Raw genomic sequence first — 25,729 nt, forward strand, 5'->3', positions numbered from 1 at the left:
ACAACTATGATGAATTAATTATTAATTTTATTAGCGGTTAATCCCATCGCATTAATCGCCACTACAACCGTTGATAATGCCATTAAGATAGCACCAACTGCAGGATCTAAGATAATGCCAGCAAATGCCAATACTCCAGCAGCCAAGGGAATTGCTACAATATTATAGCCAGCTCCCCACCAAAGATTTGAACCATTTTTCGATTGGTAATTTTTGCTAAGTCCAAGAATCGTAAAATATCGCTGGGTTCTGATTTAACTAAGATTACATCTGCAGAATCAATTGCAACATCAGTGCCGGCACCAATCGCGATGCCAATTTCAGCAGCTGCTAAACTTGGGGCATCATTCACCCCATCACCTACCATAATTACATGATGACCTTTAGATTGATATTCAGCGACTTTTGCTTGCTTATCTTCAGGTAGCAATCCACCAGAGAATTCAGTAATGCCTAAAATTTCGGCAACATGAGCAGCAGCTTGTGGATTATCACCAGTTAGCATAACGGGAGTAATTCCACGTTGCTTTAAACCAGTAATTAATTTCTGGGCGCCTGACTTGATTGTATCTCCTTCAGCAACCATTCCTAAAACTTTATCTTGCTTAATTAAAAAACTAACCGAGTTTCCTTTAGTTGCCCACTCATTAGCGGAAGCCTCATCAAAATGAATATTGTGTTTTCTTAAATACTTGGCATTAACAATGGTAAATAACTCACCATTAATGTTTCCAGTAATTCCAACCCCAGGAATATTCTCCGCATCACTAGCTGGATCAACCTCACCTAATTCGTCTTTAGCATAGGTGACAATCGCTTGGGCTAGCGGATGATTTGAATTACTTTCCAATGAAGCTAGCTTACTTAACAAATCATTCTTGTCAACCCCATCAACTGGTACTACGGCGTTTACCTTGAATTGGCCTTCCGTCAACGTTCCAGTCTTGTCCAATAACACGTGGGTAATTTTTTGGCTGGCTTCAATTGCTTGACGATTTCTGATCAACAAACCATTTTGAGCCCCAATTGAAGTTGATCTAGCAACAACTAACGGAATTGCCACCCCTAGAGCATGGGGACAAGCGATGACCAAGACCGTTACTAATCGGTTTAATGCAACTGGTAATCCTTCTGGTAACCAAGCAAAGAATGCAATCAACCCAATTGTTGTGGCAGCGTAGAATAAATATTTTGCAACTGTATCAGCTTTAGTTTCAGCACTTGATTTAGCCTTTTGCGCGCTTGAAACCATGTTCATCACTTGAGATAGGTAACTAGAATCACCGGTTCCGGTCACCTTAACCATGATCGTCCCATTATTATTGGTTGAACCTCCAATGACTTTATCACCGACCGTTTTGGTAACTAACTCAGATTCACCGGTAATCAATGATTCGTTAACTGCTGTTGATCCCTCAGTGATTTCACCATCAGCTGGCATACTTTCACCAGCATTTACTTTAACTAATTGACTAACTAGAAGCTGACTAACTGGGACGTCACTGGTTTGTCCATCTGTATCAACTAAATGAGCGGTTTTTGGCAGAAGGGCCGCCATCTTCTCTAATGCATTACCCGCTCCCATGACGGCATTCATTTCGATCCAGTGACCAAGCAACATAATTAAGATCAAAGTTGCTAATTCAAACGAAAAGTCCATGACGTGATTACCATGTAGAAAATTGTTAGCAATAAATGCGTAAATACTATAGAAGAAAGATACCGAAATTCCCAAAGCAATTAAGGTCATCATTGCGGGTTCTTTGCTTTGAAGTTCAGCTTTAGCACCCTTTAAAAATGGCGCGCCCCCATAGAAATAAAGAGCGGTATCAAATATCAAGATGATAATACCTACCAGTATCGAATTGCCAACATCAATAATTGGTCGTTCCAGTCCCATGATGGGAGCTAAAAATAACACCGGAATAGCTAAAATAACTGATATCCAAAATTTTTGCTTTTAAATTACCCATGTGCATCATATGGCCACCATGCATCATCATATCATCCGAGCCCATATCCATATGGTCGTGATCCATATTCATCCCATCCATATCACTATGCTCCATTTGCATGTGGTCATGATTCATATGTTTCATTTCATTATCTTGACTATTTTTCATTACTATCCACCTCACAACAATCATGGTCTCCATCTGGCAGGCAATTACATTCAACCATTTCCGGCGCCGTTTCCTGCTTAGCAGTTAACACTTGCAACAGTTGTTTAATATCCGATTGAGACAATTCTCTACTATTAATTACTTGTTCAAGCGTCTTACCTGCTCGCATTGCACACATTCGGTCAAATAGATCAATGGCAGCGGTAGCCATTGACTCCTGTTCAGTAACAATTGGTTCAAAACTAAACGGCCGGTGTTCACCAATTTGTCTAACAGCGGCTTTCTTAATCAGTCTAGATAATAAAGTCTTAGTAGTCGAATCTGACCACCCCTGCGTTTCATGCATCGTATCAATCAACTGACGACTTGTGACCTGATGAAGTGTCCAAATCACTCGCATAATTTCCCATTCTGAATCAGAAATAGTGACATTTTCAGCATCAATCATCTAAATTCACCCTTTCTAGTTCAATATTTTTTATTAATTGTCTAAAGTTTACAACTGTAAACTTTATTTTGCAACTATTTTTAATGTGACAGAGGATCAAATCTAGTAATTTATGTAATACAAATTCAAAAATAGGTTAGCCCATTAACTTCAAATCACACTAACTTTTCTAATGATTATTATAAATATTGATTGTTAGATTTATGTTACAAGTATTACCTAACTGTAAAATAGGCCCTTTTTCTGACTTCATCTCTTAACTTCACAGATATTTGTCAGTAATAAATCCATAGTAGTATGGCCGCTGTTGAATATGAAGAGGCAAACAAAAATGGTTTGCCCAGAATTTACTTTTTATAGGAGTGTATTTTTTGAAAAAATTAGTTACTACATTACTTGCAACTACTGCTGCCGCTGTTGGTTTGTTCTTTGCTGGTTCAGCAAACGCTGACGCATCAACTAACTATACTGTTAAGTCTGGGGACTCAGTTTGGGCCATCTCACAACAATTCGGTTCAACTATCAACGCAATCGAAAATGCTAACCACATCCAAAACCATATGATTATGCCAGGACAACTACTAGTTATTCCTGATGGAACAAGCACTACAGTAGCTGCACAACCAGCAACTAACACTACAACTGTTGCTCAACAACCTGCACAAACTACTCAAGCTGCAACTGCTACTCAACAAACTCAAACTTACAGCCAACCAGCTGCAACTCAATCTACTACTAATTATGGTAGTTCTAAGAGTGCCGTATTAAGCGAAATGGCTTCAAGAACTGGTGTATCTGCATCAACTTGGAATTACATTATCAATCGTGAATCAAACTGGCAACCAAACGTACGTAACAGTTCATCTGGTGCCTACGGTTTATTCCAAAACATGCATATCAGTGGTGGTTCAGTTCAAGATCAAGTTAACGCTGCTGTAAGCCTATATAACCAACAAGGTTTAGCTGCTTGGTCAATGTAATTTAGCCCTTTAGGTTAAATTCGTTAACAACTAGCGATGACAAAAAGGATTTCTACTATGTGATAGTAGAAATCCTTTTTTATGTCGTAAAATCTAAAATGTTTCAATAAATACTAATTATTACGATAATTCAGTACTTCTCGTAATAATGTCTTAAATTGCATATTTGAATATTAAATGTAAATCCTAATGTACCAGTGATTGTCCCAATGATCTCGTTTGATTACCCGTTACATTTATTACCTGACTGTAAAATAACCCCTATTTGTGACTTTATCTCTTAACTTGGGCGCTATTTGTTAGTAACACTGACCGTGTAGACTATGGTTTGTTGATTGATACTAATCGATCAAAATATAGATTTAAAAACTAAACTTAATTAATTATAGGAGTGTACTCATTTGAAGAAATTAGTTACTACATTACTTGCTACTACTGCCGCAGCCCTTGGTTTATTCTTAGCTGGTTCAGCTAACGCCGATGCATCGACTAACTACACCGTTAAATCTGGTGACTCAGTTTGGGCCATTTCTCAACAATTCGGTTCAACTATCAATACTATCGAAAATGCTAACCACATTCAAAACCATTTAATCACACCAGGACAATTATTGGTTATCCCGGATGCTGCTGGTACTACTAGCACTGCAACTACTAACACTACAGCAGTTGCCCAACAACAACCTACTGCCCAACAAACTCAAACTTATACTCAACCTGCACAAACTACTCAACAAACTCAAACTTACAGCCAACCTGCTGCAAACACTCAATCATCAACTGCTACCCAGTCTACTTCTAGTTATGGCAGTTCAAAGAGTGCCGTATTGAGCGAGATGGCTTCAAGAACTGGTGTGTCTGCATCAACTTGGAACTACATCATCAACCGTGAATCAAACTGGCAACCATCTGTTCGTAATAGTTCATCTGGTGCCTATGGTTTATTCCAAAACATGCACATTAGCGGTGGTTCTGTTCAAGACCAAGTTAATGCTGCCGTAAGTCTTTACAAGCAACAAGGTCTTGCTGCTTGGTCAATGTAATTTAATTATTACTAAAGAGGTTCGGGAAAATTTCCCAACCTTTTTTTATTACATATTTTAATTGATGTTTAAACCAATTTTGTGTTTCATATATAGAATTCGCTCTACCGATTGATTAAGCTGGTTCAATGAAATCTTGTTTTGTTTAATCGCCTGTCTAATTTCTGGAATTCCTGTTTGATAGTCATCAGAAAGTAAAATATCATTACCAGCTGAAAATGCCACTATATCCCTAGAGACATGATATTTATTGACATAATCACTAACCGCTCCCATTTGTAAGCTATCTGAAGCGATTACCCCTTGATAGTTCAAATCGTCCCGTAATATCGAAATATCCTTATTAGACAACGATGCCGGTCGATTAGGATCAATCTTATTTAAAATAATATGGGTAACCATGATTGAATCTGCGCCACTCTTGACCGCCGCTTCAAATGGGACGAAATCCATCCGCTTAAATTCAGATAATGATCGGTCAACTGCAGCTGAACCGGTATGGGTATCGGCAGCCGCGCCATAACCCGGAAAGTGTTTAACTGATGTAGCAATCCCACGAGATTGAATGGTCTTCACCGATTCGCTAATATACTTAGCCGTTGCTTGATATCCCTTACCTAGAGTTCGAGCATAAATAAAGCTACTTGGCTGTTTAGACACATCTGCCACTGGTGCTAAGTTCCAATTTATCCCAAGGCTCTTTAAGTTGTCGGCTTGACTGCGATAATTGGCTAATACTTTCTTCATCCCACCTCGGGTGAGCGCCTCCTGAGGTGATAAATAATAATCACGACCGGAAATCCGCGCATTATCACTTAATCTAGAAACTGACCCCCCTTCTTGATCGGTTGAAATCAAAAGAGGAATTTTAGCAGCCGTCTGATAACTCGCTAGTCGTTGTTTAAACGAGTGCCGATTGCCAACGAAGTTATTTCCCATTAGTAAAATCCCGCCAAGATGATAGCGGCGAATATCACTTTTCACCCGGGTCGAGTCATTCGACACCTCAGTAACAAACAGTTGACCAATTTTATCATCTAGTGACATTTTTGATACCTGCTTAGAAATCTTTTTGCTTAGTCGTTAATGTAACTGGTGGCTTACTGGCTTGCTTTTTAGGTGCTTTAGCAGGCTTATTTGCCGCACAGCCAGCTAGAATTCCAATTAGTAATAGTGGCACGATTTTTTAAAGTTCATGTTCTTATCCCCCAAAGTTAACTCATAATTTTATTATATCTCAAAAAATTACCGACCACTAAGAAACTGTCTCAGTGATCGGTAATCAACCTACATATTAACTTTTATTTTGTCGCTGCATCAAATTGAGTCTCAACGTATTCACGATATAACGCATGACTCTTAACTAATTCAGAGTGGGTTCCTGAACCACTCACTTCACCATGTTCAATAAAGTAAATATTGTCAGCCCCAACAATTGTGCTAAGTCGGTGAGCAATTACTAATGTCGTTCTCCCCTTCATCAATTGATCCAAGGCTTTTGAACCATTGCCTCAGATTCAGAATCAAGGCTAGCCGTTGCCTCATCCAACATCAAAATCTTTGGATCACGAAGGAACGCTCTAGCAATAGCAATTCGTTGCCGTTGCCCACCAGAAACCTTAACTCCTCGTTCACCAACTTGAGTATCCAAACCATTAGGCATGTCATGCACAAATTGATCGGCAAAGGCTAATTTTAGAACGTTCCATAATTGATCATCGGAATATTCGCCAGATAAACCATAGGTCAGGTTATCACGAATCGTGCCAGCCTTAATAGCTGAATCTTGGCTAACAAATCCGATTTGTTCCCGCCAATTCTTCAAATCAACATTATTAATATCGACATCACCAATGGTAATCTTACCAAAATCAGGTTGGTAGAAACGCTCTAACAAACTAAAAATAGTTGATTTACCACCACCTGAAGGGCCGGCAAACGCAACGACTGTGCTAGGTTTGCAGTAAAACTAACATCCTTTAAAACTGGTGTTTCCTGATCGTATCCAAAATCAACATGGTCCATTGATAAGATTTTACCTTCAACATCAATTTCATCACCAGCAGCAAACTTTTCTTCAGGAGCTGCTAATAGATCTTGAATCCGTTCTGTTGAACCGCTGGCCTTGCCAAGCGTTGAAACAAATTGGCCAAGCACCATCGCTGGACTCATTAATTGAAATAGATACATGAAGAAGGAGAACATCTTGCCAAGCGTCATCGTTCCCTGTGATACCCGCACAGCACCATATCCTAGTACCCCGACGAATAATGCTAACATAACCGTTGTCATCAACGGTCCTGAAACAGCATCATAAATGGCCTCCTTCAATCCAATCTGATATAACGATTTGATTGACTTAAAACCTAATTTTGATTCGTAAGCTTCTGCATCAGAAGACTTAACTAAACGAATTTCACTAAGCGTTTCATCGGCTTGACCATTAAATTTGGCCATTTCATCTTGACGATCACGACCAACTCGTCGAGTTCTTTGAGCAATTGGTAACATAATTACCATCACTAGCGGAATGGCCAATGCCATAATAGCAGTCATCTTCCAATCCATCATTACCATCAGTACTAAAGCACCCACGATAGTAATCAAAGCACTAACTAAGTTAGGAAACGAGTTAGCAACTAATTCCTTAACTTGTGATGAATCGTTGATCAATCTAGAAGTCATCTCACCGGATTTAGTTTCGTCAAAGTAAGATACTTTAAGTTTGAGCAACTTAGTCCAAATTAATTTTCGTAGTTCACTGACAATACTCTCGCCAAAGAATCCCAACATTGATCCAGACAAACTACTAATTAAGGCACTGACTAAGAATAATACAATTACTCCAACAATCAACGGTTGGCTAATGCCACTTTTAAACCCATTGATCATACTTTCAGCAACCTTAGGGACTGCTAATTGCATCCCAGTTGCCACCAAACTAAGTGCTAATCCTAACCAGAGTTGCCAATATAGTGGCTTAGTCTTTCGAATCAATTGCAAAAATGCTCTAAGATTGAATTTTCCACCTTTTGGTCGTTGCTGCATCATTGGTCCACGTTGCATGATTAATTATCTCCTATAGTTCATCGTTATTTCCAAAAATGATTGTTTCCGGGAAATCTTCCATGTGGAAATCCAAAACCGTGATGTCCAAATGGTCCTGCAAATGAGTCACTATCATCATCTAAATCCACTAACTGATCGTTAATTTTTTCAAGATTCTGGTGAGCTCAACTTGCTCATCATCGGTTAATAAGCTCATCAATTTTTCCGTTGATTCATCAACCATTGATGATTGGTGTTCAAGAACTTGATTACCCTTACTGGTTATATAAATTAATGATACTCGCTTATCTTCTTGGCTTTCCTTGCGCTCAATGAAGCCATCGAATTCTAATCCTTTAACCTGTATGCTAACTGAACTAGGACGAATATCTAAAATTTCTGATAATTGTGAGTTAGTAACCCCATTATTTTCACTAATCGCTTGAAGCATTCGAGCTCTTCCACGTGAATTATCCTGTTGCTGTTGACGCAGATTCAATAACACTGGTCCCATAAAACTACGATTGGTAACTAGTTTTCCAAGTTCATCAATAAAATTTTTATCTTCCATCATTAGCTTCCTTATTTTAAATTTAGTTAGGTTATTCATAAACGAGCTAACTATTTAACTAACAATGCAATATTCTAGAACGTTAGTTAGGCGTTGTCAACACAAACTAACTAATTAGCAAAAAATAATCCGCTAACCCATGATAATGGCTAGCGGATTAAGTTAATGATTGACATCATCGCGATTTAATAAGCAAATAGACTGTCCCTCTTCAACTTTTCGATCAATATGGTGTTCACCCCAAGTACATAATTGATTCAATATATAACTCAATGATTCACCGTACTCTGACAATGAATATTCAACCTTAGGGGGAATTTGATTATATACTCGACGATCAACAATATGATCATGTTCTAATTCTCGAAGCTGTTGTGTCAACATTTTCTGGGTAATATTAGGAATTAATCGCTTGAGCTCACTGGTCCGTTTTGCACCATGCCGTAAGTGACATAAAATAATCGGCTTCCACTTCCCACCGATGACTTCCATCGTAGCTTCCACCCCGATATTGTAAGTTTTTTCAATCGTATCCATGCTTTTCTCCCTGATATATCAATTTGTTACTAAAAAGTGCCTATAGCACTAAAAAGTACGTACTTGTTACATTGCTCCGTACCAGTATAATACATATTACTTGCTAAAAACACAAGCTCGCTGGAGGAATAACATGGAAAATCAAAGAATCTCACCCGCACTAACTTTAACCGCTTTAGCGATTAACGCTTTTGCAATTGGATCAACTGAATTTATCAGTGTCGGCTTGATGCCATTAATCGTTAACAGTTTTAATGTTTCACTTGCCCAAGCTGGCCTAACGGTTTCAATCTACGCACTAGGCGTTACAATTGGCGCCCCTATCCTAACCGTCTTAACTGCTAATTGGGATCGCCGCAAACTAATGATGGGTATCATGCTGATTTTCATCATTGGTAATATTTTGGCCGCTACTGCACCAACATTTGCCATTCTCCTACTAGGAAGAATTGTTTCTGCATTAGCGCATGGTATCTTTATGTCAGTTTCATCGTTAATCGCTGCCGACGTAGTCTCAATGGACAAGCGAGCTAGCGCCATTTCTATTATGTTTACTGGATTAACGGTCGCCACAGTGACTGGTGTGCCGCTGGGAACCTTCATCGGTCAACACCTTTCATGGCACTGGTCATTTATTTTCATCGCTATTGTTGGTTTGATTGGCTTAATCGCTAATTACTTTCTAATTCCAAATAATCTGCCCCATCCCGAAACTCGACCAGATTTGAAAGGATTCAAGCGTGTCCTAACTAATCAACCAATCGTGTTAGCACTATTAATCACTGCTCTTGGTTATGGAGGCACATTTGCATCATATACTTACCTAACACCAATTCTTGAGAAATATATGCACTTCGGAGCTAATGCAGTTGTCATTATCCTAATCGTTTATGGTTTAATGGTCGCTATTGGAAATACCATTGGTGGTCGCTTAGCCAATACTAATCCTCTCAGTGCCCTAATCAAAATGTTCGTCGGCCTTGCGATAACCTTGGGATTACTATTTATCTTTATTCACCAACCAGTATTAGGATTAGTTTCGGTAATGCTTTTGGGGCTATTTGCCTTTATGAATGTCCCTGGACTACAGCTATATATTGTTCAATTAGCCGAAAAATTTACCCCCCAAGATATTGGTTTAGCATCTGCTCTAAATATCTCTGCATTTAACATTGGAATTACCCTGGGATCTTTCGTCGGCAGTCAGGTAACCGCAAGTTTGTCTGTGGCAATGACCCCAATATTTGGAGTTCTAATGGTAGTAATTGCAATCTTACTCACAATTCGTTTAGCTCATCTAATGAAAACTAGATAGTTAATAAATATGAAAAAAACATAAAAACACTTGCAATCGAAATTATCGATTCGCAAGTGTTTTTATGTTGGCTAGGAAACATCACTATTATATTTACTAGTCTATTTTTTCTTGTTTATCGTATGATTTTTATCATAGTAATCCCAATAGGCTAACCAAAAGCAAAAAATAGTTAATCCTAAAAATATTAAAGGAACAATAATTAAATCACTTGCCCAGTAATTAATATGGTCCCAATTAGCATCACTAACAGTAGTCGCATCAGCAAACTTTTGAATGACTTGTAATCCGAAACATGTTAAAAGTCCAAAGCTTAAAAACATACAAGCTAAATTTATATACTTCATATCACTCGCCCCCCTATTTATCGTATCGCCTTAGTGCGAATATTTTAAAACGTTTAGCTATTTCAAATTTATTTGTTAAACACTGAAACAATAACAATGATCATTTTGGGCAATAAGTATTAAACGAATTGATTTAACATATTGCTTTAACCCCAAAATAGGCATTAAGTCTACGGTAACTTCCCGAATTCTTAATGCCTATTAGATATTCTATTTTTAATTATTAGATTGCTGATCTTTTTTGTTATGACGCCACCAAAAATGAATTGATAAAATAATTAAGAACAATGCCCCAACACTAACTGATGCGCGTGTGTCTGGATTGATAAACATAAAAATCACAATGATTAACAATGAAGCGATTCCAATATAATTACTAATTGGATAAAATGGCATCGTAAATGGATGCATTTTAATTACTTCAGGATTGGAACGTCTAAATCTTAATTCAGAAATCAAAATCACGAACCATGGCACCATCCCTGGTAACACACTAGAACTATAAACCAACACGAAGATATTTTCTGCTGCTCCAAATGCTGATAGGACAATATTCAAAATAATTCCGATTAGAATCCCACCAGAAATTGCCAAAATTGCAACTGATGGCACCTTATGTGGTGAAAGCTTACTGTAAATTTTAGATACTCGGCCTTCCTTAGACAATTTGTACAACATTCGGCTGGCACTATAAATTCCTGAATTAGTTCCTGACATTGCAGCAGTCAAAACAACAAAGTTAATAATTCCAGCTGCTCCAGCAATGCCGACCTTAGAGAAAGTTTCAACAAATGGTGAACCGACAGTTGCTAATTGGTTCCATGGATAAATTGCTACGATTACAAAAATTGCTCCAATATAGAAAATTAAGATTCGCCAAACAATTGATTTAACTGAGGAAACAATTGCGTGCCGGGGATTAGCTGCTTCACCAGCCGTAATTCCCAGTAATTCAATACCTTGATATGATCCAACCACAATTGAAAGGGCAAAGAAGAATCCTTTGAAACCACCAGTGAAGAACCCACCATTTGCCATAAGTTAGCTAATCCAATTGGATGCCAATTGTTACCAAATCCCAAAAAGATCACCATCATTCCAACTACAATCATTAAGATAATTGTGACCACCTTAATCAAAGCGAAGTAGAACTCGATGGTTCCATATGCCTTTGCTGACACAAGGTTGGCTAAAGTCAACGTGATAATGACCACTAACCCAGAAACCCATCCAGGCAGGTTGGGCCACCAATAATTTAAATACTGACTAACTGCAATCACTTCACTAATTCCCACAACAATGAATTGAAAAATATTACTCCACATAGTTAGATAACCAGCTATGGGATGAATGTAATTAGTAGCATAATCGGCAAATGAACCAGTTCCTGGGTTAATATAAATCATTTCTCCCAGAGCCCGCATTACTAGATATAAAATAAACCCAGCAAATCCATACGCTAATAGCACTGATGGCCCGGTCCACTTAATAGTTGCGGTAGATCCCATGAATAAACCAACTCCAATGGTCCCTCCAAGAGCAATCATTTGCATTTGGTTTGACGATAACGACCTCTTTAATTCTGGTTCTGCTTCCTTCTTATCCATAGATCAACCTCTCCTCGCATATTAAAAGCCACCCAATCAGATTTAGTACTACGTAAACTCGTAATGCAATCTGATTGAGTGGCTTGTTTGTTAGTGATAATAATTACAGGCACTTTAAAATCCTCAACCAGGCATAATGGTGGTTGAGGTGGCGGTCATTGTGTTATTAAAATTATGTACGTGAATTGCTTTAATTTTCATATTTATGGCCTCCTTATTTCTTAGTAAGTAATTTTATCATTAAATTTTAATAATTACAATAATATTTTATGCCTTTATTTTTTAAAAAGCAAACTCACTTATTAAACAGCTTGATAATAGTACCCTAATTGTTATCAGAAGTAATTCGATTACGACCGTTTCGCTTAGATGTATACAACATTTTATCGGCTCGATCATACAGATCATCACTATTATCATTTGGATGCTTTGTCGCAATACCAATTGAAATTGTGATTGGAATGGCTATCCCTTTATATTCAATTTCTGCCATTTGGATTTGCTGATTAATTTCACGAGCGATCTCTTCAACATCCGAAATATGAACATCCCTAAATATAATATCGAACTCTTCGCCACCGACCCGATAACAGTCTACTCCTGGCATATCGTTAATGATTTGCTTAAATGACCACCCAACAAATGATAATATCTTGTTGCCCGCCAAATGACCATGCTGGTCATTGATCATTTTAAAATGATCAATATCTAATGCCATCAAATGCAAGGGCTGGTCGTCATTGTCTGAATTTTCTATAGCAAAGGAGAGTTCCTTGGTAAACGCTCCGTCGTTCTTTAGGCCCGTTAAATAGTCCGTTCTTGCCTGTCGTGAGATCATAATAATTTCATTATTATCGGTCATAATCTGAGTCAATTCAAAGCTAAGACACCCGCTCGTTATCATAAAAGCTAAGATCTGATACCACATGTTAGCATTGGTAAACGTACCACCACTTATCCAAAACCAATATCCAATTACCACAACATTAACAACGATCAGCCAAGTCAACATCGTGATTTTTTTCAATTGCAACAATTTAACGAGATATGCAAAGACTGCGTATCCCACAAGGAAAATCGCAATGAACCCCGGTGTATTAGCATCAATTCCTCTAAGGGTAATATAGGAAATCAGGCTGATCATTAATACTGACAATCCTTCGATCTGTCCTAAATAAGCCATGATGTAAATCACTAACAAGATACGAAAGTTAACAAACCCTTCACTACCAATATTACGGAAGCTATTTATTTCTAGTATCACGGCAACGATGCCAAAATACAAAACGCTAATTATTCTTTGAATCCGTTCAAAAGTAATAACGGACCACTCAGTTTTGCATAATTCAAAGCTAGCATCTGCATAATCACTTGGAAAAACAGGGCAACTCCTAATACAAAAAACACGCTTGTCATCAGTGGCGACAATAACCATGCATGATTCGTCATACGAAATACCTCAATCTAAATTCGTCCTAACCTAATTCTTTATCAACTGCTAATTGGGCAACCAGATTTAAATAATTAAATGGTTGATCATAATGGGGATTATACAACATATCAATATATGCTAATTCGTCAATTGTGTTTCGATTTTGAATAATTATCGACATGGCATTCGCTGATTTGGCCACCTCATGCTTGCTAATTAATTGAGCCCCTAACACCCGGCGAGAGTCGCGATCATAAATTAATTTGATGGTTAATTTTTCAGTTGATGGCATATAATCAGGCCGATAATCGCCTTTCCAAGTGACGGATGTAGCATTAATCCCCTTGCGTTCAGCATTTCTTAATGTTAATCCAGTCGAAGCGACGGTATAACCATAAATCATAATTGCGGACGTAGCCTGTGTTCCCATGGATTCTTGAATGTTGCCTACGATATTAATCCCGGCAAGGGCCCCCTGACGAATTGCATTAGTCGCTAACGGGATATATGACTCATTGTCATCATCTGGATTAAAATGCTGCACACTAGCGTCTCCTGCAGCATAAATATCAGGATTAGAACTCTGCATATAATCATTAACAATAATTGCCCCTTCGCGAGTCATCTTAACTTGTCCTTGTAATAAACTCGTGTTGGCTAAGAAGCCCGTGCAAACGATTGCCAAGTCCACATTATATGCTCCCTTGTCGGTCTCGACAACCACTTCATTTGTTTCCGGACTACTATCAAATGATTGGCAACGTTCGCCTAAGTGTACATCAGCTCCATGATCTCGCAATAATTTAACAACGTAATCTGATGTATCAAGATCAACGTAATTATTTAGCAGTTGTGGGTTTCCTTGAATAATTGTGACCTCATGACCAGTTTTAGTATATCCTTCGGCTAGTTCGACGCCGACATAACCACCACCGATAATTGCTATCCTATGATTATCTTTAGCGGTTTTATGAATTTCACGGGCCTGATTATAATCCTTACACAACAAAACTCTTGAATTATCTACTCCGTAAAGCGGTGGTAAAGGGACATATGAACCAGTTGCCATGATTAATTTATCATAATTATCAGTGAAAATTTGCCTAGTTTTTAAATTTTCGACTGTGACTGTTTTATTATCTGAATCGATTTTTAAGACATCGTGGCTAATATTAATTCTCGCCCCAGTTTTAGCTAATTCTTCAGGACTGGAGTAGCACATAGTTTCTAATTTATCGACCATCCCACTCAAGTAAAGTGGTACCCCACTAGACAGAAACGAAACATTATCATGGCGCTCATAAACGACCACTTCAGTTTCTGGATACCGTTTGGTGATTTCATTAATTGCAGCAATTCCCGTATGGGTACACCCAATTATGATTACTTTCATGATTACTTCCCCCTAATAATTATCTTGGATCATCATCTTTAATTCTCAAAAGATGTGGCGCCCCATAGTAGTACCCTTGCCGTAAATCAATTTCAAGTGCCGTCGCAATTTCATCATCCTGTTGATCTTCAATCCCCTCAAGAATGAATCGTAATTTATTATCAATCGCAACTTGATGCCAAAACTTAACACGTTCTTGGATTTTTTTATCAGTAAATGGTTCATCAAAATTTTGCAAAGCAAACTTAATTTCTGAAGAATATGGAATTAATTCAGAAATCCGATCAAGTTGATTTTCCCCAGTACCAACATCATCAATACAGAGTTCCATTCCTCGCTGTTCAAACACTTTAAAATGTGGTTCCATGTCCGCAACTGTAATGCCTTCATCCGCAGGCTCTTCAGTCAATTCAATGTTTACTCTCATTGGGCGCAAGATATCTTGAGCTTCTGCAATAGCCTTGCTAATTGACGGATTCATCATCTGTGTTCGATTTAAATTAACTGATACGGAACCAATCTTTAAAGCCAATTTTTTTGTAGTTTCTAACAAGACATCGGCAATAATATCTGCTGGAATATCGGCAAATCTTACCGGTGGTTCCCAGTGATCTCCCACGTATTTTTTCATCAACAACTCATAGCCAATTAGTGAATTAGTAAATCTATTTAGCTGTGGTTGAATAAAATAACGGTACATATCAATACTCCTTTACATGCCCTCATTTTAATAGCGGTCAATGCGATTAACCTAATTGTTATAATTTTAACACTTAAGGTCATTCAAAATGCTATTTATCAATCATTTTGCCATTTGCGAAGCTAATAGGGAAACCAAGTTATTATATGAATAGAACTCATTATTTTTCGCAATTCCAATTCCACCATTTACTTTAATTCCCGCTTTCTTAACTTGGGACTTCCACACAAGTTTCATTGCTTTTTGGTAATATGCCTGATCGTTGACATTAGCAAAAATCATCGCGGCTAATCCATAATTAGCGGGAGATTGATTTTTGTCCACAATTTGGCCAGTTATTGAGTACGTGTTTGCAAGTTGGTGTTGATCAATTTGTAACCTCAACCAATTCAAACTAGTTGATTTAATCTTGCCAACCTCTGCAAGGTGTAATAACACCACTAGTGCTTCAGAACCATTAAGATTTTGTTGAGAATACTGTTTAGTCTGCCAATTATAATTTGCAGCATATAGCGGGAAGACATCCCCAAGATATCCGTGATTTACAACCTGAAGTTGACGCTGATAGTCTTTGCGACCTTGGTTAGTGGCTGATTCAAAATATTTTAATGTTAAGAGATCAAAGTACGCTAAAGAACCTGTTGAAGTTCCCTTTTTCAAATTAACATCATAGAAATCGGTTAGTTGACCGTGCTGAATCACATTTGGCTTAAGTTTGGCAAATCTTTTAGCGGCAGTTTTTTGATACTTTACACTATTATTAACAGCATCGTAAACTACCATCGATCGAATAATTCGTAAATCATCTAGTGTTGCATTCACGTTCGCTAATTGGTTATTTTCCGGATTGTAGCGATAACTATACTGGTTCCCCTGATTAAAAGTCTGGTCAGTTTGGTTTAGGAATTTTTGGTATGGCTTTTGTTTGCTTATTTAATGCTAAGTAAGTTAACCACATACCCGATGACTCACTTAGCATCTCATGGCCGGTGGCTAGCTCAGCCGGTTGCTTTTGCTGACTAAGGTTAGTATAAATCCCCTGCTTTGCTAACATATTAGCTTTAATAAATCGAGATAACTGTTTAGCCCGTTGCTTATTTACAGGATTGGATCGCATTTGATACTTCGCTAAAACCATCTTGTTAGTCTGTCTGTTTGGGATGGTCACTTGTGCTTCATTATTAGAACTACAAGCAGTGATTAATAATCCACTAAGACAAGCAATTAATATTTTAACTATTTTCCTCATTTCATATCACCCTATGATGTTGGCACATCATATTCTATTTCCTTAACTCCACCATCAATTAAGTCATATGGACTATTCATTTCATCAGCATTCCACATTGAAATTCCAATTGCTAATGAAATATTTAAACCATTTAATTGTTCATTTCCCGCTAAATTCTTCTTGAAGTTTTCTTTAATACGCTCAGCAGCAATTTTTGCGCCGTTGGCATCCGTATAGACTAAAATTCCCCATGTCGGAAGTTCATTATTTAAATAATATGTTACGTCGTTTTCTCGCGTTGATCGTGTAATTACATTAGAGGTGATTTCTAACAAGAACTTCTGTTGCTCAGCACTCATCATCCGTTTTAATTCTTCATAGTAGCGAATCCGAATAATAATTGTCGAGACTGGTAAATTAAAGCGTCGATTGGTTTCAATGAATACATTGGCATCTTGCACGTAAGCAATCGTTGTTCGGAGATTAGTTTCTGTATCAAACGCTCCTTGTTCTGCAATTGCTTTTCGTAAATTGTTGTTAGAAGTTTGGATTTCACGTTGCTTAGTTGTCATCTGATAAACACAACCTGATAATAAAATTGGCATAATCAGCCAAAACGCTAATTCCACTGGTAAATGTTCGTGGTCGACACCATTTAGATAAAGCATGCTGATGATTTGAATAAAGATAAACACTAAATTTTCAACGAATCCTGCATAAATTCCATAAAAGTACGTAATTACTATTGATAGGATGGTCAATCCCATATAAATCGTGTTGATGATGATATTTCCAGTAAAGCTCATTAATAGCGCAGTTAGTCCCATTAACGCCAGAAAAGCTAATAAATAGATGTCTGATAAAAGATTGTTTCGTGTATCATCATTCATGTTTATTCTCTCCTAACTTCAATAGTCCATTTTTTCGTAATAACATAAACCCGATAACTGCAATAATTAATGCCACAAATATGGCTAACCCTAAGTAAATTAATAACTTAGAGTTTTTACTAATTTCATTCCTAACGTTTTGCCGCGGGTTAATTGCGGCAACCTTTTTAAATCGGTAACTATAATGATTATTATCCTGATCAACCAATATTCCATCTGTATTTTGATATTGTTGAATGGTCTTTTGATCGCTAATTTGTGTGGAAGCAATAAATACATCCGCCGGATTAGCTGCGGTAATCACTAACAGTCCGCGCTGTTTATTGTATGGCGATTTCAACAGCTGATCAGTTCCTACATTATGTCCATAGCCACTCTCGATACTTAACTTTTCGTTAGATAAAAAGTGATCAAATCCATCATCAAATTTAAAATACAGTTTTGAATTCAACTGCTTAATCAAACTATTTTGACTAGGGGTTCCAAACGCGATAACACTAGCATTTTCGAGAGTCGTTGAACTTGGATTATTATTATAAACTGTTAATTTTCCTAAATTACTTTGAGTGTAATTACCAATTAAATTAACAATATTTGTAAACGTCTTAAAATCATTGGCAGTCATCGCTTTAGGCCGAACAATTGCTAAGTTATTAAAAGCGCCGTTTTTAATGAACATGCTAGGATAATTTTTAAATAATAAATCATTTTGCGGCTCTGATTTAATGTCTGCTTCTGAATTATTGCTAATTGTTGCCCATGGGGTAGCTTCATTGCTGTCAGCATTGTTCTTCAACTGTAAATCAAAGGCAACTCGGATAGTAAAACTATTGCCTAGTGGTTTATCTTTAGGTAATGACACCGTCACTGAATCGTCATCTGCTCTTTGCTTCGTTAATTTTTTACTACCAACTGCTTGGTTATTGACGTATACCGTAATTAATGAATTATTAAAATCCAGGTTTTTAGCATACTTGTAGTCAATCTTTATCTTAGATCCATTTGCATTGGTTCGATCAACTGGCAGGCTAACAAAAAATGCCTGTTCGTGATGGTTAGCACCTGTTAACTGCACATCTTGATTAGTTAACTGATAACGTCCTTGATATTGCAATACTGAAGTATCAGTATCAGTTTGGTTGGTTACTTCTTTTCTGGCTGATGACGTTTCACTCATCAACTCAGAATTGGCAACGAACTTTGCTGCCCGAGTTAATAAATCACTGCTATTTGATGTAACAATTAAGTCGTGATGGTTACCAGAATTAACACGTTGTAGTACTGCCGATTGATCTAGCCCTTTACCATCAACTGCTTTTTTTAAGTTGGCTGGCAGTTGGTCATACTTAGCCACAATCATTCGATACTTAGCTTGCTCATATTTTTTATCATTAAGCGTCACAATTGGTAACTCATCATCTTCTGTGGTAATTGTTCTGGATTGTCCAGATAACGCTATAGCACTTGCGGCTAAGTCTTGATTATCCGGTTCATTAACCGTTGCTACAACTGCGGCTTGATTACTAATTGTATCTGCGCCAGTAAAGTGATCATAAAATGACTTAATGGAATCGTTAGCTTCTTTTAATTTGTATTCAAAGTTAACATTCGCTCCATCATAAACTGTCAGCCAATTTGCTGGAGTTGGAACTGACTGGTTACTATTTTTATTAGTAATTTGCCCCATAATTTGAAGGTTGTTAGTGCCAGCAATAAGCTTTTTAGGAATTTCAATTTGCTTACTTTGAATCCCACCATTGTTCTTAGGTCGAAACGAATAAAATTTGGTCCCATTGATCATAACAGTAATATCAGAGGACTTCTGATCATTAAGCTGAGTTATTTGAAAGCTCAGGTTCAAGGTAGCTTTTTTAACATCCCAATACCCCATCTTAACGAAATACATATTGGTTTGAACTGAACTCCCAGATAAACTGGTCGTTGAATTTTGAAAAGGCTCTGTATAGGTTAATGGATTGTCCTTCTTAACATCTTTTTTGGCACCTTGTGCGCTGATCCCGCTGCCTAAAAAAATCACCATTACAAATATCAGACCAATTAACTTACTTATACCGCTTGGTTTTATACCATTTTGCTTGTTGATGAAAAACTTGTTCACGAATATACCCCACCATTCCATGGACGGCCACAGCTAACCACATTTGGCTATAAACTGCGTACATCAATAATATTATTAATAGATTTGAGAAGTCATCTCACCTTTCTCGGTTAGGACCGTTACAAACGTAACTTAATACAAATAACAGAATTGCAAAGGCCCACACTGAGTTGCTAAATCCCTGCAAGTTAGAATGAACTACCCCGGAAACTGATAATACAAAAACCGCATCCGACAAAATTAATGACGTCATTAATAAGAAATAAACAGCCATAAAGTAAAATAAGTCGAAGCGAATACGAACTGATTTTGGATCAAATAGCAATTTTGTATTTTTCAAAATCACATAAATATTGCCCTTCACCCACCGCGTTCGTTGATGAAACCATACATCCATCGTTTGCGGCTCTTGTTCCCAGGTAACGGCTCTTGGTTGGAAACGAATGTGATAACCCCGTCGATAAACCTGAAAGCTAATCTCGGTATCTTCCGCAAGGGCCTTTTCATCCCAGCCGCCGATGTCTTCTAATAGATCACGCCGAATAACATAGTTAGTTCCAGGAATCGTACATAGACCAAATAATTGTTGCCTACCAGCCTGTGCCATCCACTGAAATGACAATGTCTCAATATTAATGAATCTGGTAAGTAACGAGGCATCTTTATTTCTCGTTCTAAACTTACCAATTACTGCGCCAGTTTTATCATTTTGTAATAGTTGGGCCACCAAGATCCGTAATGCCCCGGATTCAGGGGTATTATCGGCATCATAGATTGAAATTAAGGATCCCTTGGCCTTAGTCTTTAAGGCAATATTCAATGCATTGGACTTACCCTTACCACCGTTGGTCTTATCAGTATTAATTACCTCTAAATTTCGTCCTTTGTACAAGTCTTGCAATCCCGCTAACAGTTCCGCAGAATTGTCACTTGAGTTATCGTTAATTACAATTACCTCATAGCGATCATGAGGGTAATCAAAATTGAGTAATGACTGAACCGTTTTAACAATTACGATGCCCTCATTATGGGCGGGAACTAAAATGGACACAAATGGTACGTCCTCATGGTCCTCCGGTAGCTTTGGCGTGGGAGTTTTACTCCACTTCAAGTAATACGTATAACCAGCAATCGTCAAAATTAAATTAACAATTAAAATTAACCAAATCGACAATACTGCAATTAATAGAAAAAATCTAAAACGGTCATTGATAACTCCTTTAATTATTTATCGGTAAACATTCTGCGATATATCCGCCGACCCATCCAAATAAACGCAATAAAGATAACCAAAATAACACTAAATAAAATCAACATTACATTCGATTGGGTTTTAAAAAACTGGTTAATAGGTGACACTGCCTGTTTGGGAGCATGTTGGTAGATAATATTTCGCGGTTTAGTAATCTGAACTGGACTATTATTTAAATAATAATTGCCACCTTTTTGACTAAATTGAATCGATCCACTCATAATTTTCATTTCGTAATCAGTAGCCAACGGATTAAGTAAATCAATATTTAACCGATTAATCTTGGCAATTAACTGGTTAATTGCGGTGGACTTCTTTGGCAATGGCATGGTTAAAGCAACGGGCATTGGCCAAGTAACGCTTGTTAGTTGATGAATATTTGTAAACTGATTGATTGATACTCCATAAAAACTATTCTGGGCGACTCCTGCTCGATTGTCTTGATCAGCGTAGCTGAATTCACTTGGGTTAGCTAACAAAATTCGCGTGTTAGCCTTAGTTAATGCGTTATTTCGATAGACCGCATCTTGGTTCCAGTAATTATTTGTCGTGATGCCTACTGGAAATACTTTCTGTTGGCCTAACGAAACCAAGTTGTTTTGAATAATGCTACTTAATTCCAGTCCACTGCTAGCACTGGGTTCGATTGTTGTAGGAGTCTTTAAAAAATTACCCCACCGCACTGTTCAACCAATCGCAAACTGTTGGCAAACTTCGAAAATGCTTGGTAGTTAGCAACATTATTTACACTAGTAGTGCTAACAATAAATGGAATTCCGGCTTGGTAAAATTGCTTACTTAACTGATTAAGTCTGGTTAAATCACTGTATGGCATAATCCCTGTAATAGTGACAACTGGTTGCTGACTAAAAGAACGGTTAAACAACTTAGCAATTAGTTGACCTGCGCTTAGCAAGCCCAACCCGTCTTGATAAAATCGAGGAATATATCCCTGATTGCCATCTATAATGCCATATGGATATTGTTGCTGATTACTGGTTTGCGTTACTAAGTTTCCGAATACTTTCGCAGACTTAGGCACATTCTTTACCAGCACAATCGAGCTACTAAATGGGATTGACTGACTAGATTGGCGACCAGTTTTAATTGCAAACTGTTGGTGAAATACCGTTACAGTTCGCACTTTAAGTTGTTGAACTTCATTATTTGTTATCCCATCACCCAGGTGCAACTTGATACCAGAATATTTATCACGATCCTTATTAAAATTCAGGTTAGCTTGGCGACCATCAGGCCAGTTGATCATCGTAATAACTCCAGCATAGTGGCCTTGCGGCAGCATTCCCTTGTGATAGTCCTGAATTCTAACAGTATCGACTTTAATATTTAAACTACTCAGTAACCGCTGGACAGCATCAATTTTTTCATTTCCTTTATGAACAACATTTTGAGAATCATATGCCAATAGCACCTTAGGGTTATCGGCAGCCTGAGCAGTTTGGGAAAACCAGCCAATGCCAAACAACAAACCAAATAGAATTAATAACGTATTTAATTTATGCTTCATTAACTCGTTCCTTTCCACAAACGTTTTCTGATAATGTCAGCAATTAGAATTAGGTACACCAAATCCAAACTATACGAAACTGGCAGCATGTGCTGTGCCAAGTTAGTTTCCCCAAATGTAAGCAATGTCGTGACGGGCAAAATGGCCGCACCTGTCATTAACCCTATTACTAAGAAAAATTTCATAATCCCGGCAATTTGCTTACGGTTCTTAAAGTTGTTATACATCCCTACTAAATAAACAATTCCTAGCGTTAATCCAATCATGATGTTAAATGCATACTTTTTGGGATAAAATGTACTACTTAATTGACTATATAGCGTAAAGAAACTAAATTGCTGTAATGCTCGCCCATGATTCTTAGTATAATTTCCTAAGGCCGACACCTGTACTATCATCACATTTTTAGCAACATCATTGAGTGAGGTACCAAGTTGATTAAGATTATTTCCATAATAATCAATTAACCAAAATGAATTGTACTTATCAATGAGGTTATGCTTAACATACTTAGAATCTGGTTTCAAAGCCGTATAGTCAGCCGGAAAATAGTCTTGTTCCTTCATCAATGAGAATTGCTTATTAAGCTTACTGTCATTCAGGCTTTCCATAGGATTAGGGTTGTTTACTAGTACCCCCTTAGTAAATGACTGATATTTATTTACTGTTTGTTCCTCTGGAGTTAGCATCTTTGTTGAGATGCCACTAACAATCAAAAGCATGGCCACTCCCGATCCTAAATACCACCGCTGATACTTAATTCTAGGCAAGAAAAATAAGCCGATTGCCGCAATTGCAAATACAATGCCTAAGGGGGCTGCTGAATAATCTCCCATTACTAATAGTCCCACCGCCACAAAGTAAGCAATCACTGCAGCGAATAGTTTTTTCCATGCAACTGAGGAATATAAAGTAACAAAGCCACCGCCAGTACTAAGAAAATTAACGTAGTAGCTTGGGGATAAAATGAATTAAAGTACATCATAAACGCTGAATCGCCAGCAACTAAACCAATTAAGATGGCAACTACATATGCACCTGTTGTACGATTTCCCGGAACCAAAGCCTTAGTGAACAAATAAATACCACTAATATAAACCACTAGGTAAATCACGCCTAAAAAACGAATATCAAATATCTGCGTACTAAACAGTAACTTATTTATCAAAATTGCTAATTGAATAAACATGTTCTGCGTTTTCCATGTTGGACTAGCTAACTCATTGTAATATTGTCTAATGCCGTAGTTAGTAACCACGTACCGTGAATCTGATGCTTTAATTGCATATAACCCATTACTATTCAATACCCTGGTGAAATCACCATTATCGGCATATCCATGAATTGGTGCAATTAATAACAGATATATCCCCATCAATCCGCAGATTGTTACGGTTAGAGCTTCAGGTGAACAATGTTTAGTGACAATAAAAAAAGCTTGCCCTATTTTTAATTTAATTTGCCGCCATCCATTAACAAATGTTGATAAATTCAAATCCAAATCCCCCTTAATGGATTCTTACTAATAAGATTATAAATTCAATTCAAACGCCTCTCTAATAGGATCTAATTTATCGATTACGTTAATTTGGCCACGTCTAACGAAGCCAAATGAAGCTACAAGTCCCTGCAAGGGCTTATTTAACGGATGAGTATCGATCCGTACATTAACAAATTGATGATTTACAATTATCGAAATTAAATTAGACAACATAATCTTGGACAACCGTTGCCCACGATATTCATTGCTAATTGCTAATCGATGAATTACTGCATATGGTTCGGTTTGCCGTTTCCATTGGCCATCAGTAATCTGTTTGTAATTACTTTCAGGTTCAAATGATACTGCGGCATAACCAGCAATTTCGTTATCCACTACCAAAACATATCCACGTTCATTTACTATATCATCATTAATCATCTGTGCATTAGGATGCCCGTCTTGCCACTGTGGGCTACCATACGATTTTAAAAACGCTTTGGCGTTATCAATGATTTGCATAATCACTGATTGATCAGTTTCATCTGCTTTTCTTACATATATTAGTGTCACTATCCGTTCCTCCATAGAAAATTAATCAATTTAATAGTACATCACAATTCGGCTGTGGTAATCTTTAGCTAACAAGATAATCCAGAAAGTGGTGGTTAAAGATGAAAATTGTTGTACTAGATGGTTATGCTTTAAATCCAGGTGATTTAAGTTGGGAACCCCTCGAAAAAATGGGTGACGTTGCCATTTATGATCGAACACCTGTAAATGATGAGCGTGAAATTTTAAAACGAATTGGGGATGCTGAAATCGTATTTGATAACAAAACCCCTTTAACGGCTAGCGTTATGAAACAGGCCCCTAATCTAAAATATATTGGGGTCTTAAGCACCGGCTATGACATTATTGATCTCGATGGTGCCAAAGAAAATGATATTGTAGTAACTAATATTCCCGCCTATGGTACTGACGCAGTAGCCCAGCACACATTTGCCCTACTACTAGAAATTACTAACCGAGTTGGTCTTCATGACCAATTAGTTCATGATGGAGCTTGGTCAAAAAGCCCTGACTATACATTTTGGGATGCCCCTTTAATTGAATTAAAGGACAAGACCATTGGGCTGTTCGGATTTGGTAAAATTGCTCAACAAGTTGCCCGGTTAGCACATGCATTTTCAATGAACGTTATTTACTATAATCACAGACCAAAACCATTTGCTGAAGACTGGGCTACTCAGGTTGAAATGGATGATTTATTTGCTCAATCAGACATCATTAGCATGCATACACCACTTACCCCAGAAACTAACGAAATCATTGACTGTGATAATATCACTAAAATGAAAGATGGCGTAATTATTCTCAATACCGCTCGGGGTGGCTTAATTGAAGAAGTCGCTACAGCAGATGCCCTAAATAGTGGAAAAATTGCGGCACTAGGAACTGATGTCGCTAGTCAGGAACCAATTAACCCTGATAACCCATTGCTTACATCCAAAAATACCTTTATTACTCCCCATATTGCATGGGCCCCACTAACCACACGGAAGCGTCTGCTAAGCATTGCCGTCGATAACTTCCAAGCATACCTTGATGGCAAACCGGTTAATACCGTTTATTCCTAATTTAAGTTCTAAGCCTTATAATTAAACCAGATTTAGCCTAAAATG

At 37.6% G+C, this 25,729-nt stretch carries 20 protein-coding genes and 5 pseudogenes; 4 read left to right on the forward strand and 21 right to left on the reverse strand.

What is annotated here, in order from left to right; all coding sequences use genetic code 11:
- Nucleotides 1–14: 14 nt before the first annotated feature.
- A pseudogene (locus NBRC111893_RS06365) lies at nt 15–2,156 on the reverse strand (heavy metal translocating P-type ATPase).
- Nucleotides 2,113–2,571, reverse strand: coding sequence for a CopY/TcrY family copper transport repressor (locus NBRC111893_RS06370; RefSeq protein WP_125008412.1), 459 nt, complete (start codon nt 2,569–2,571; stop codon nt 2,113–2,115). Before NBRC111893_RS06370 ends, NBRC111893_RS06365 begins: the two are co-directional and overlap by 44 nt.
- A 371-nt stretch (nt 2,572–2,942) precedes the next feature.
- Here NBRC111893_RS06370 and NBRC111893_RS06375 point away from each other — a divergent pair, with 371 nt between their 5' ends.
- A complete protein-coding gene (locus NBRC111893_RS06375; protein WP_191984829.1) occupies nt 2,943–3,551 on the forward strand; it encodes a LysM peptidoglycan-binding domain-containing protein in 609 nt (202 codons plus the stop codon).
- 401 nt (nt 3,552–3,952) lie between these two features.
- A complete protein-coding gene (locus tag NBRC111893_RS06380; RefSeq protein ID WP_125008414.1) occupies nt 3,953–4,594 on the forward strand; it encodes a LysM peptidoglycan-binding domain-containing protein in 642 nt (213 codons plus the stop codon).
- Nucleotides 4,595–4,651: 57 nt separating this feature from the next.
- Here the strand turns inward: NBRC111893_RS06380 and NBRC111893_RS06385 are convergent, their stop codons facing one another.
- From NBRC111893_RS06385 to NBRC111893_RS06400, 4 genes and pseudogenes are all read right to left on the reverse strand, one after another.
- Nucleotides 4,652–5,641 carry a glycoside hydrolase family 3 N-terminal domain-containing protein gene (locus NBRC111893_RS06385; protein ID WP_125008415.1) on the reverse strand — a complete coding sequence of 330 codons (990 nt, stop codon included), beginning with the start codon at nt 5,639–5,641 and terminating at the stop codon, nt 4,652–4,654.
- 254 nt (nt 5,642–5,895) lie between these two features.
- Nucleotides 5,896–7,660: pseudogene (locus tag NBRC111893_RS06390) on the reverse strand (ABC transporter ATP-binding protein).
- A gap of 130 nt (nt 7,661–7,790) precedes the next feature.
- Nucleotides 7,791–8,213: a MarR family winged helix-turn-helix transcriptional regulator gene (locus NBRC111893_RS06395; RefSeq protein ID WP_160114455.1), complete on the reverse strand. Its 423-nt coding sequence runs from the start codon at nt 8,211–8,213 to the stop codon at nt 7,791–7,793.
- A 162-nt stretch (nt 8,214–8,375) separates the two neighbouring features.
- The gene (locus NBRC111893_RS06400) at nt 8,376–8,750 is read right to left on the reverse strand and encodes a winged helix-turn-helix transcriptional regulator (protein ID WP_160114456.1); all 375 of its coding nucleotides are present in this window, start codon (nt 8,748–8,750) and stop codon (nt 8,376–8,378) included.
- A 133-nt stretch (nt 8,751–8,883) separates the two neighbouring features.
- Here NBRC111893_RS06400 and NBRC111893_RS06405 point away from each other — a divergent pair, with 133 nt between their 5' ends.
- The gene (locus NBRC111893_RS06405; protein WP_125008417.1) at nt 8,884–10,065 is read left to right on the forward strand and encodes an MFS transporter; all 1,182 of its coding nucleotides are present in this window, start codon (nt 8,884–8,886) and stop codon (nt 10,063–10,065) included.
- Nucleotides 10,066–10,166: 101 nt separating this feature from the next.
- Here NBRC111893_RS06405 and NBRC111893_RS06410 read toward each other — a convergent pair whose 3' ends face one another.
- The 15 genes and pseudogenes from NBRC111893_RS06410 to NBRC111893_RS06480 all read right to left on the reverse strand — a co-directional run bounded on the left by NBRC111893_RS06410 (nt 10,167) and on the right by NBRC111893_RS06480 (nt 24,617).
- A complete protein-coding gene (locus NBRC111893_RS06410) occupies nt 10,167–10,412 on the reverse strand; it encodes a hypothetical protein (protein WP_125008418.1) in 246 nt (81 codons plus the stop codon).
- Between the two features lie 216 nt (nt 10,413–10,628).
- Nucleotides 10,629–12,019 (reverse strand): annotated as a pseudogene (locus tag NBRC111893_RS06415) (amino acid permease).
- A 325-nt stretch (nt 12,020–12,344) separates the two neighbouring features.
- A complete protein-coding gene (locus tag NBRC111893_RS06420) occupies nt 12,345–13,283 on the reverse strand; it encodes a GGDEF domain-containing protein (protein WP_160114457.1) in 939 nt (312 codons plus the stop codon).
- A 29-nt stretch (nt 13,284–13,312) separates the two neighbouring features.
- A complete protein-coding gene (locus tag NBRC111893_RS10690) occupies nt 13,313–13,468 on the reverse strand; it encodes a hypothetical protein (protein WP_160114458.1) in 156 nt (51 codons plus the stop codon).
- A 26-nt stretch (nt 13,469–13,494) separates the two neighbouring features.
- On the reverse strand, nt 13,495–14,844 hold the full coding sequence (locus tag NBRC111893_RS06425) for an FAD-dependent oxidoreductase (protein ID WP_125008420.1): 1,350 nt from the start codon (nt 14,842–14,844) through the stop codon (nt 13,495–13,497).
- Between the two features lie 19 nt (nt 14,845–14,863).
- Complete coding sequence (locus NBRC111893_RS06430) at nt 14,864–15,544, reverse strand: EAL domain-containing protein (protein ID WP_125008421.1); 681 nt, start codon at nt 15,542–15,544, stop codon at nt 14,864–14,866.
- Between the two features lie 102 nt (nt 15,545–15,646).
- Nucleotides 15,647–16,366 carry a hypothetical protein gene (locus NBRC111893_RS06435; protein WP_125008422.1) on the reverse strand — a complete coding sequence of 240 codons (720 nt, stop codon included), beginning with the start codon at nt 16,364–16,366 and terminating at the stop codon, nt 15,647–15,649.
- A gap of 67 nt (nt 16,367–16,433) precedes the next feature.
- On the reverse strand, nt 16,434–16,793 hold the full coding sequence (locus tag NBRC111893_RS06440; RefSeq protein ID WP_125008423.1) for a hypothetical protein: 360 nt from the start codon (nt 16,791–16,793) through the stop codon (nt 16,434–16,436).
- 11 nt (nt 16,794–16,804) lie between these two features.
- A complete protein-coding gene (locus NBRC111893_RS06445; RefSeq protein WP_125008424.1) occupies nt 16,805–17,665 on the reverse strand; it encodes a GGDEF domain-containing protein in 861 nt (286 codons plus the stop codon).
- Entirely contained in the window at nt 17,658–19,706 is a 2,049-nt protein-coding gene (locus NBRC111893_RS06450; RefSeq protein ID WP_225417672.1) for a cellulose biosynthesis cyclic di-GMP-binding regulatory protein BcsB, read from the reverse strand. Before NBRC111893_RS06450 ends, NBRC111893_RS06445 begins: the two co-directional genes overlap by 8 nt.
- Before the next feature lie 22 nt (nt 19,707–19,728).
- Nucleotides 19,729–20,997, reverse strand: a pseudogene (locus NBRC111893_RS06455) (glycosyltransferase family 2 protein).
- A gap of 11 nt (nt 20,998–21,008) precedes the next feature.
- Complete coding sequence (locus tag NBRC111893_RS06460; RefSeq protein ID WP_125008426.1) at nt 21,009–21,719, reverse strand: hypothetical protein; 711 nt, start codon at nt 21,717–21,719, stop codon at nt 21,009–21,011.
- Nucleotides 21,698–22,564 carry a hypothetical protein gene (locus tag NBRC111893_RS06465; protein WP_125008427.1) on the reverse strand — a complete coding sequence of 289 codons (867 nt, stop codon included), beginning with the start codon at nt 22,562–22,564 and terminating at the stop codon, nt 21,698–21,700. The genes NBRC111893_RS06460 and NBRC111893_RS06465 overlap by 22 nt, the downstream gene beginning before the upstream one ends.
- A pseudogene (gene wsfD / locus NBRC111893_RS12300) lies at nt 22,564–23,939 on the reverse strand (glycan biosynthesis hexose transferase WsfD). Before wsfD ends, NBRC111893_RS06465 begins: the two are co-directional and overlap by 1 nt.
- A 156-nt stretch (nt 23,940–24,095) precedes the next feature.
- Nucleotides 24,096–24,617 carry a GNAT family N-acetyltransferase gene (locus NBRC111893_RS06480; protein ID WP_125008430.1) on the reverse strand — a complete coding sequence of 174 codons (522 nt, stop codon included), beginning with the start codon at nt 24,615–24,617 and terminating at the stop codon, nt 24,096–24,098.
- A 101-nt stretch (nt 24,618–24,718) separates the two neighbouring features.
- On the opposite strand from NBRC111893_RS06480, the gene NBRC111893_RS06485 reads away from it, so the two are divergent.
- Entirely contained in the window at nt 24,719–25,684 is a 966-nt protein-coding gene (locus NBRC111893_RS06485; RefSeq protein ID WP_125008431.1) for a D-2-hydroxyacid dehydrogenase, read from the forward strand.
- Nucleotides 25,685–25,729 lie beyond the last annotated feature (45 nt).

The organism is Lentilactobacillus kosonis, assembly GCF_003864335.1.
GTDB classification, from domain to species: domain Bacteria; phylum Bacillota; class Bacilli; order Lactobacillales; family Lactobacillaceae; genus Lentilactobacillus; species Lentilactobacillus kosonis.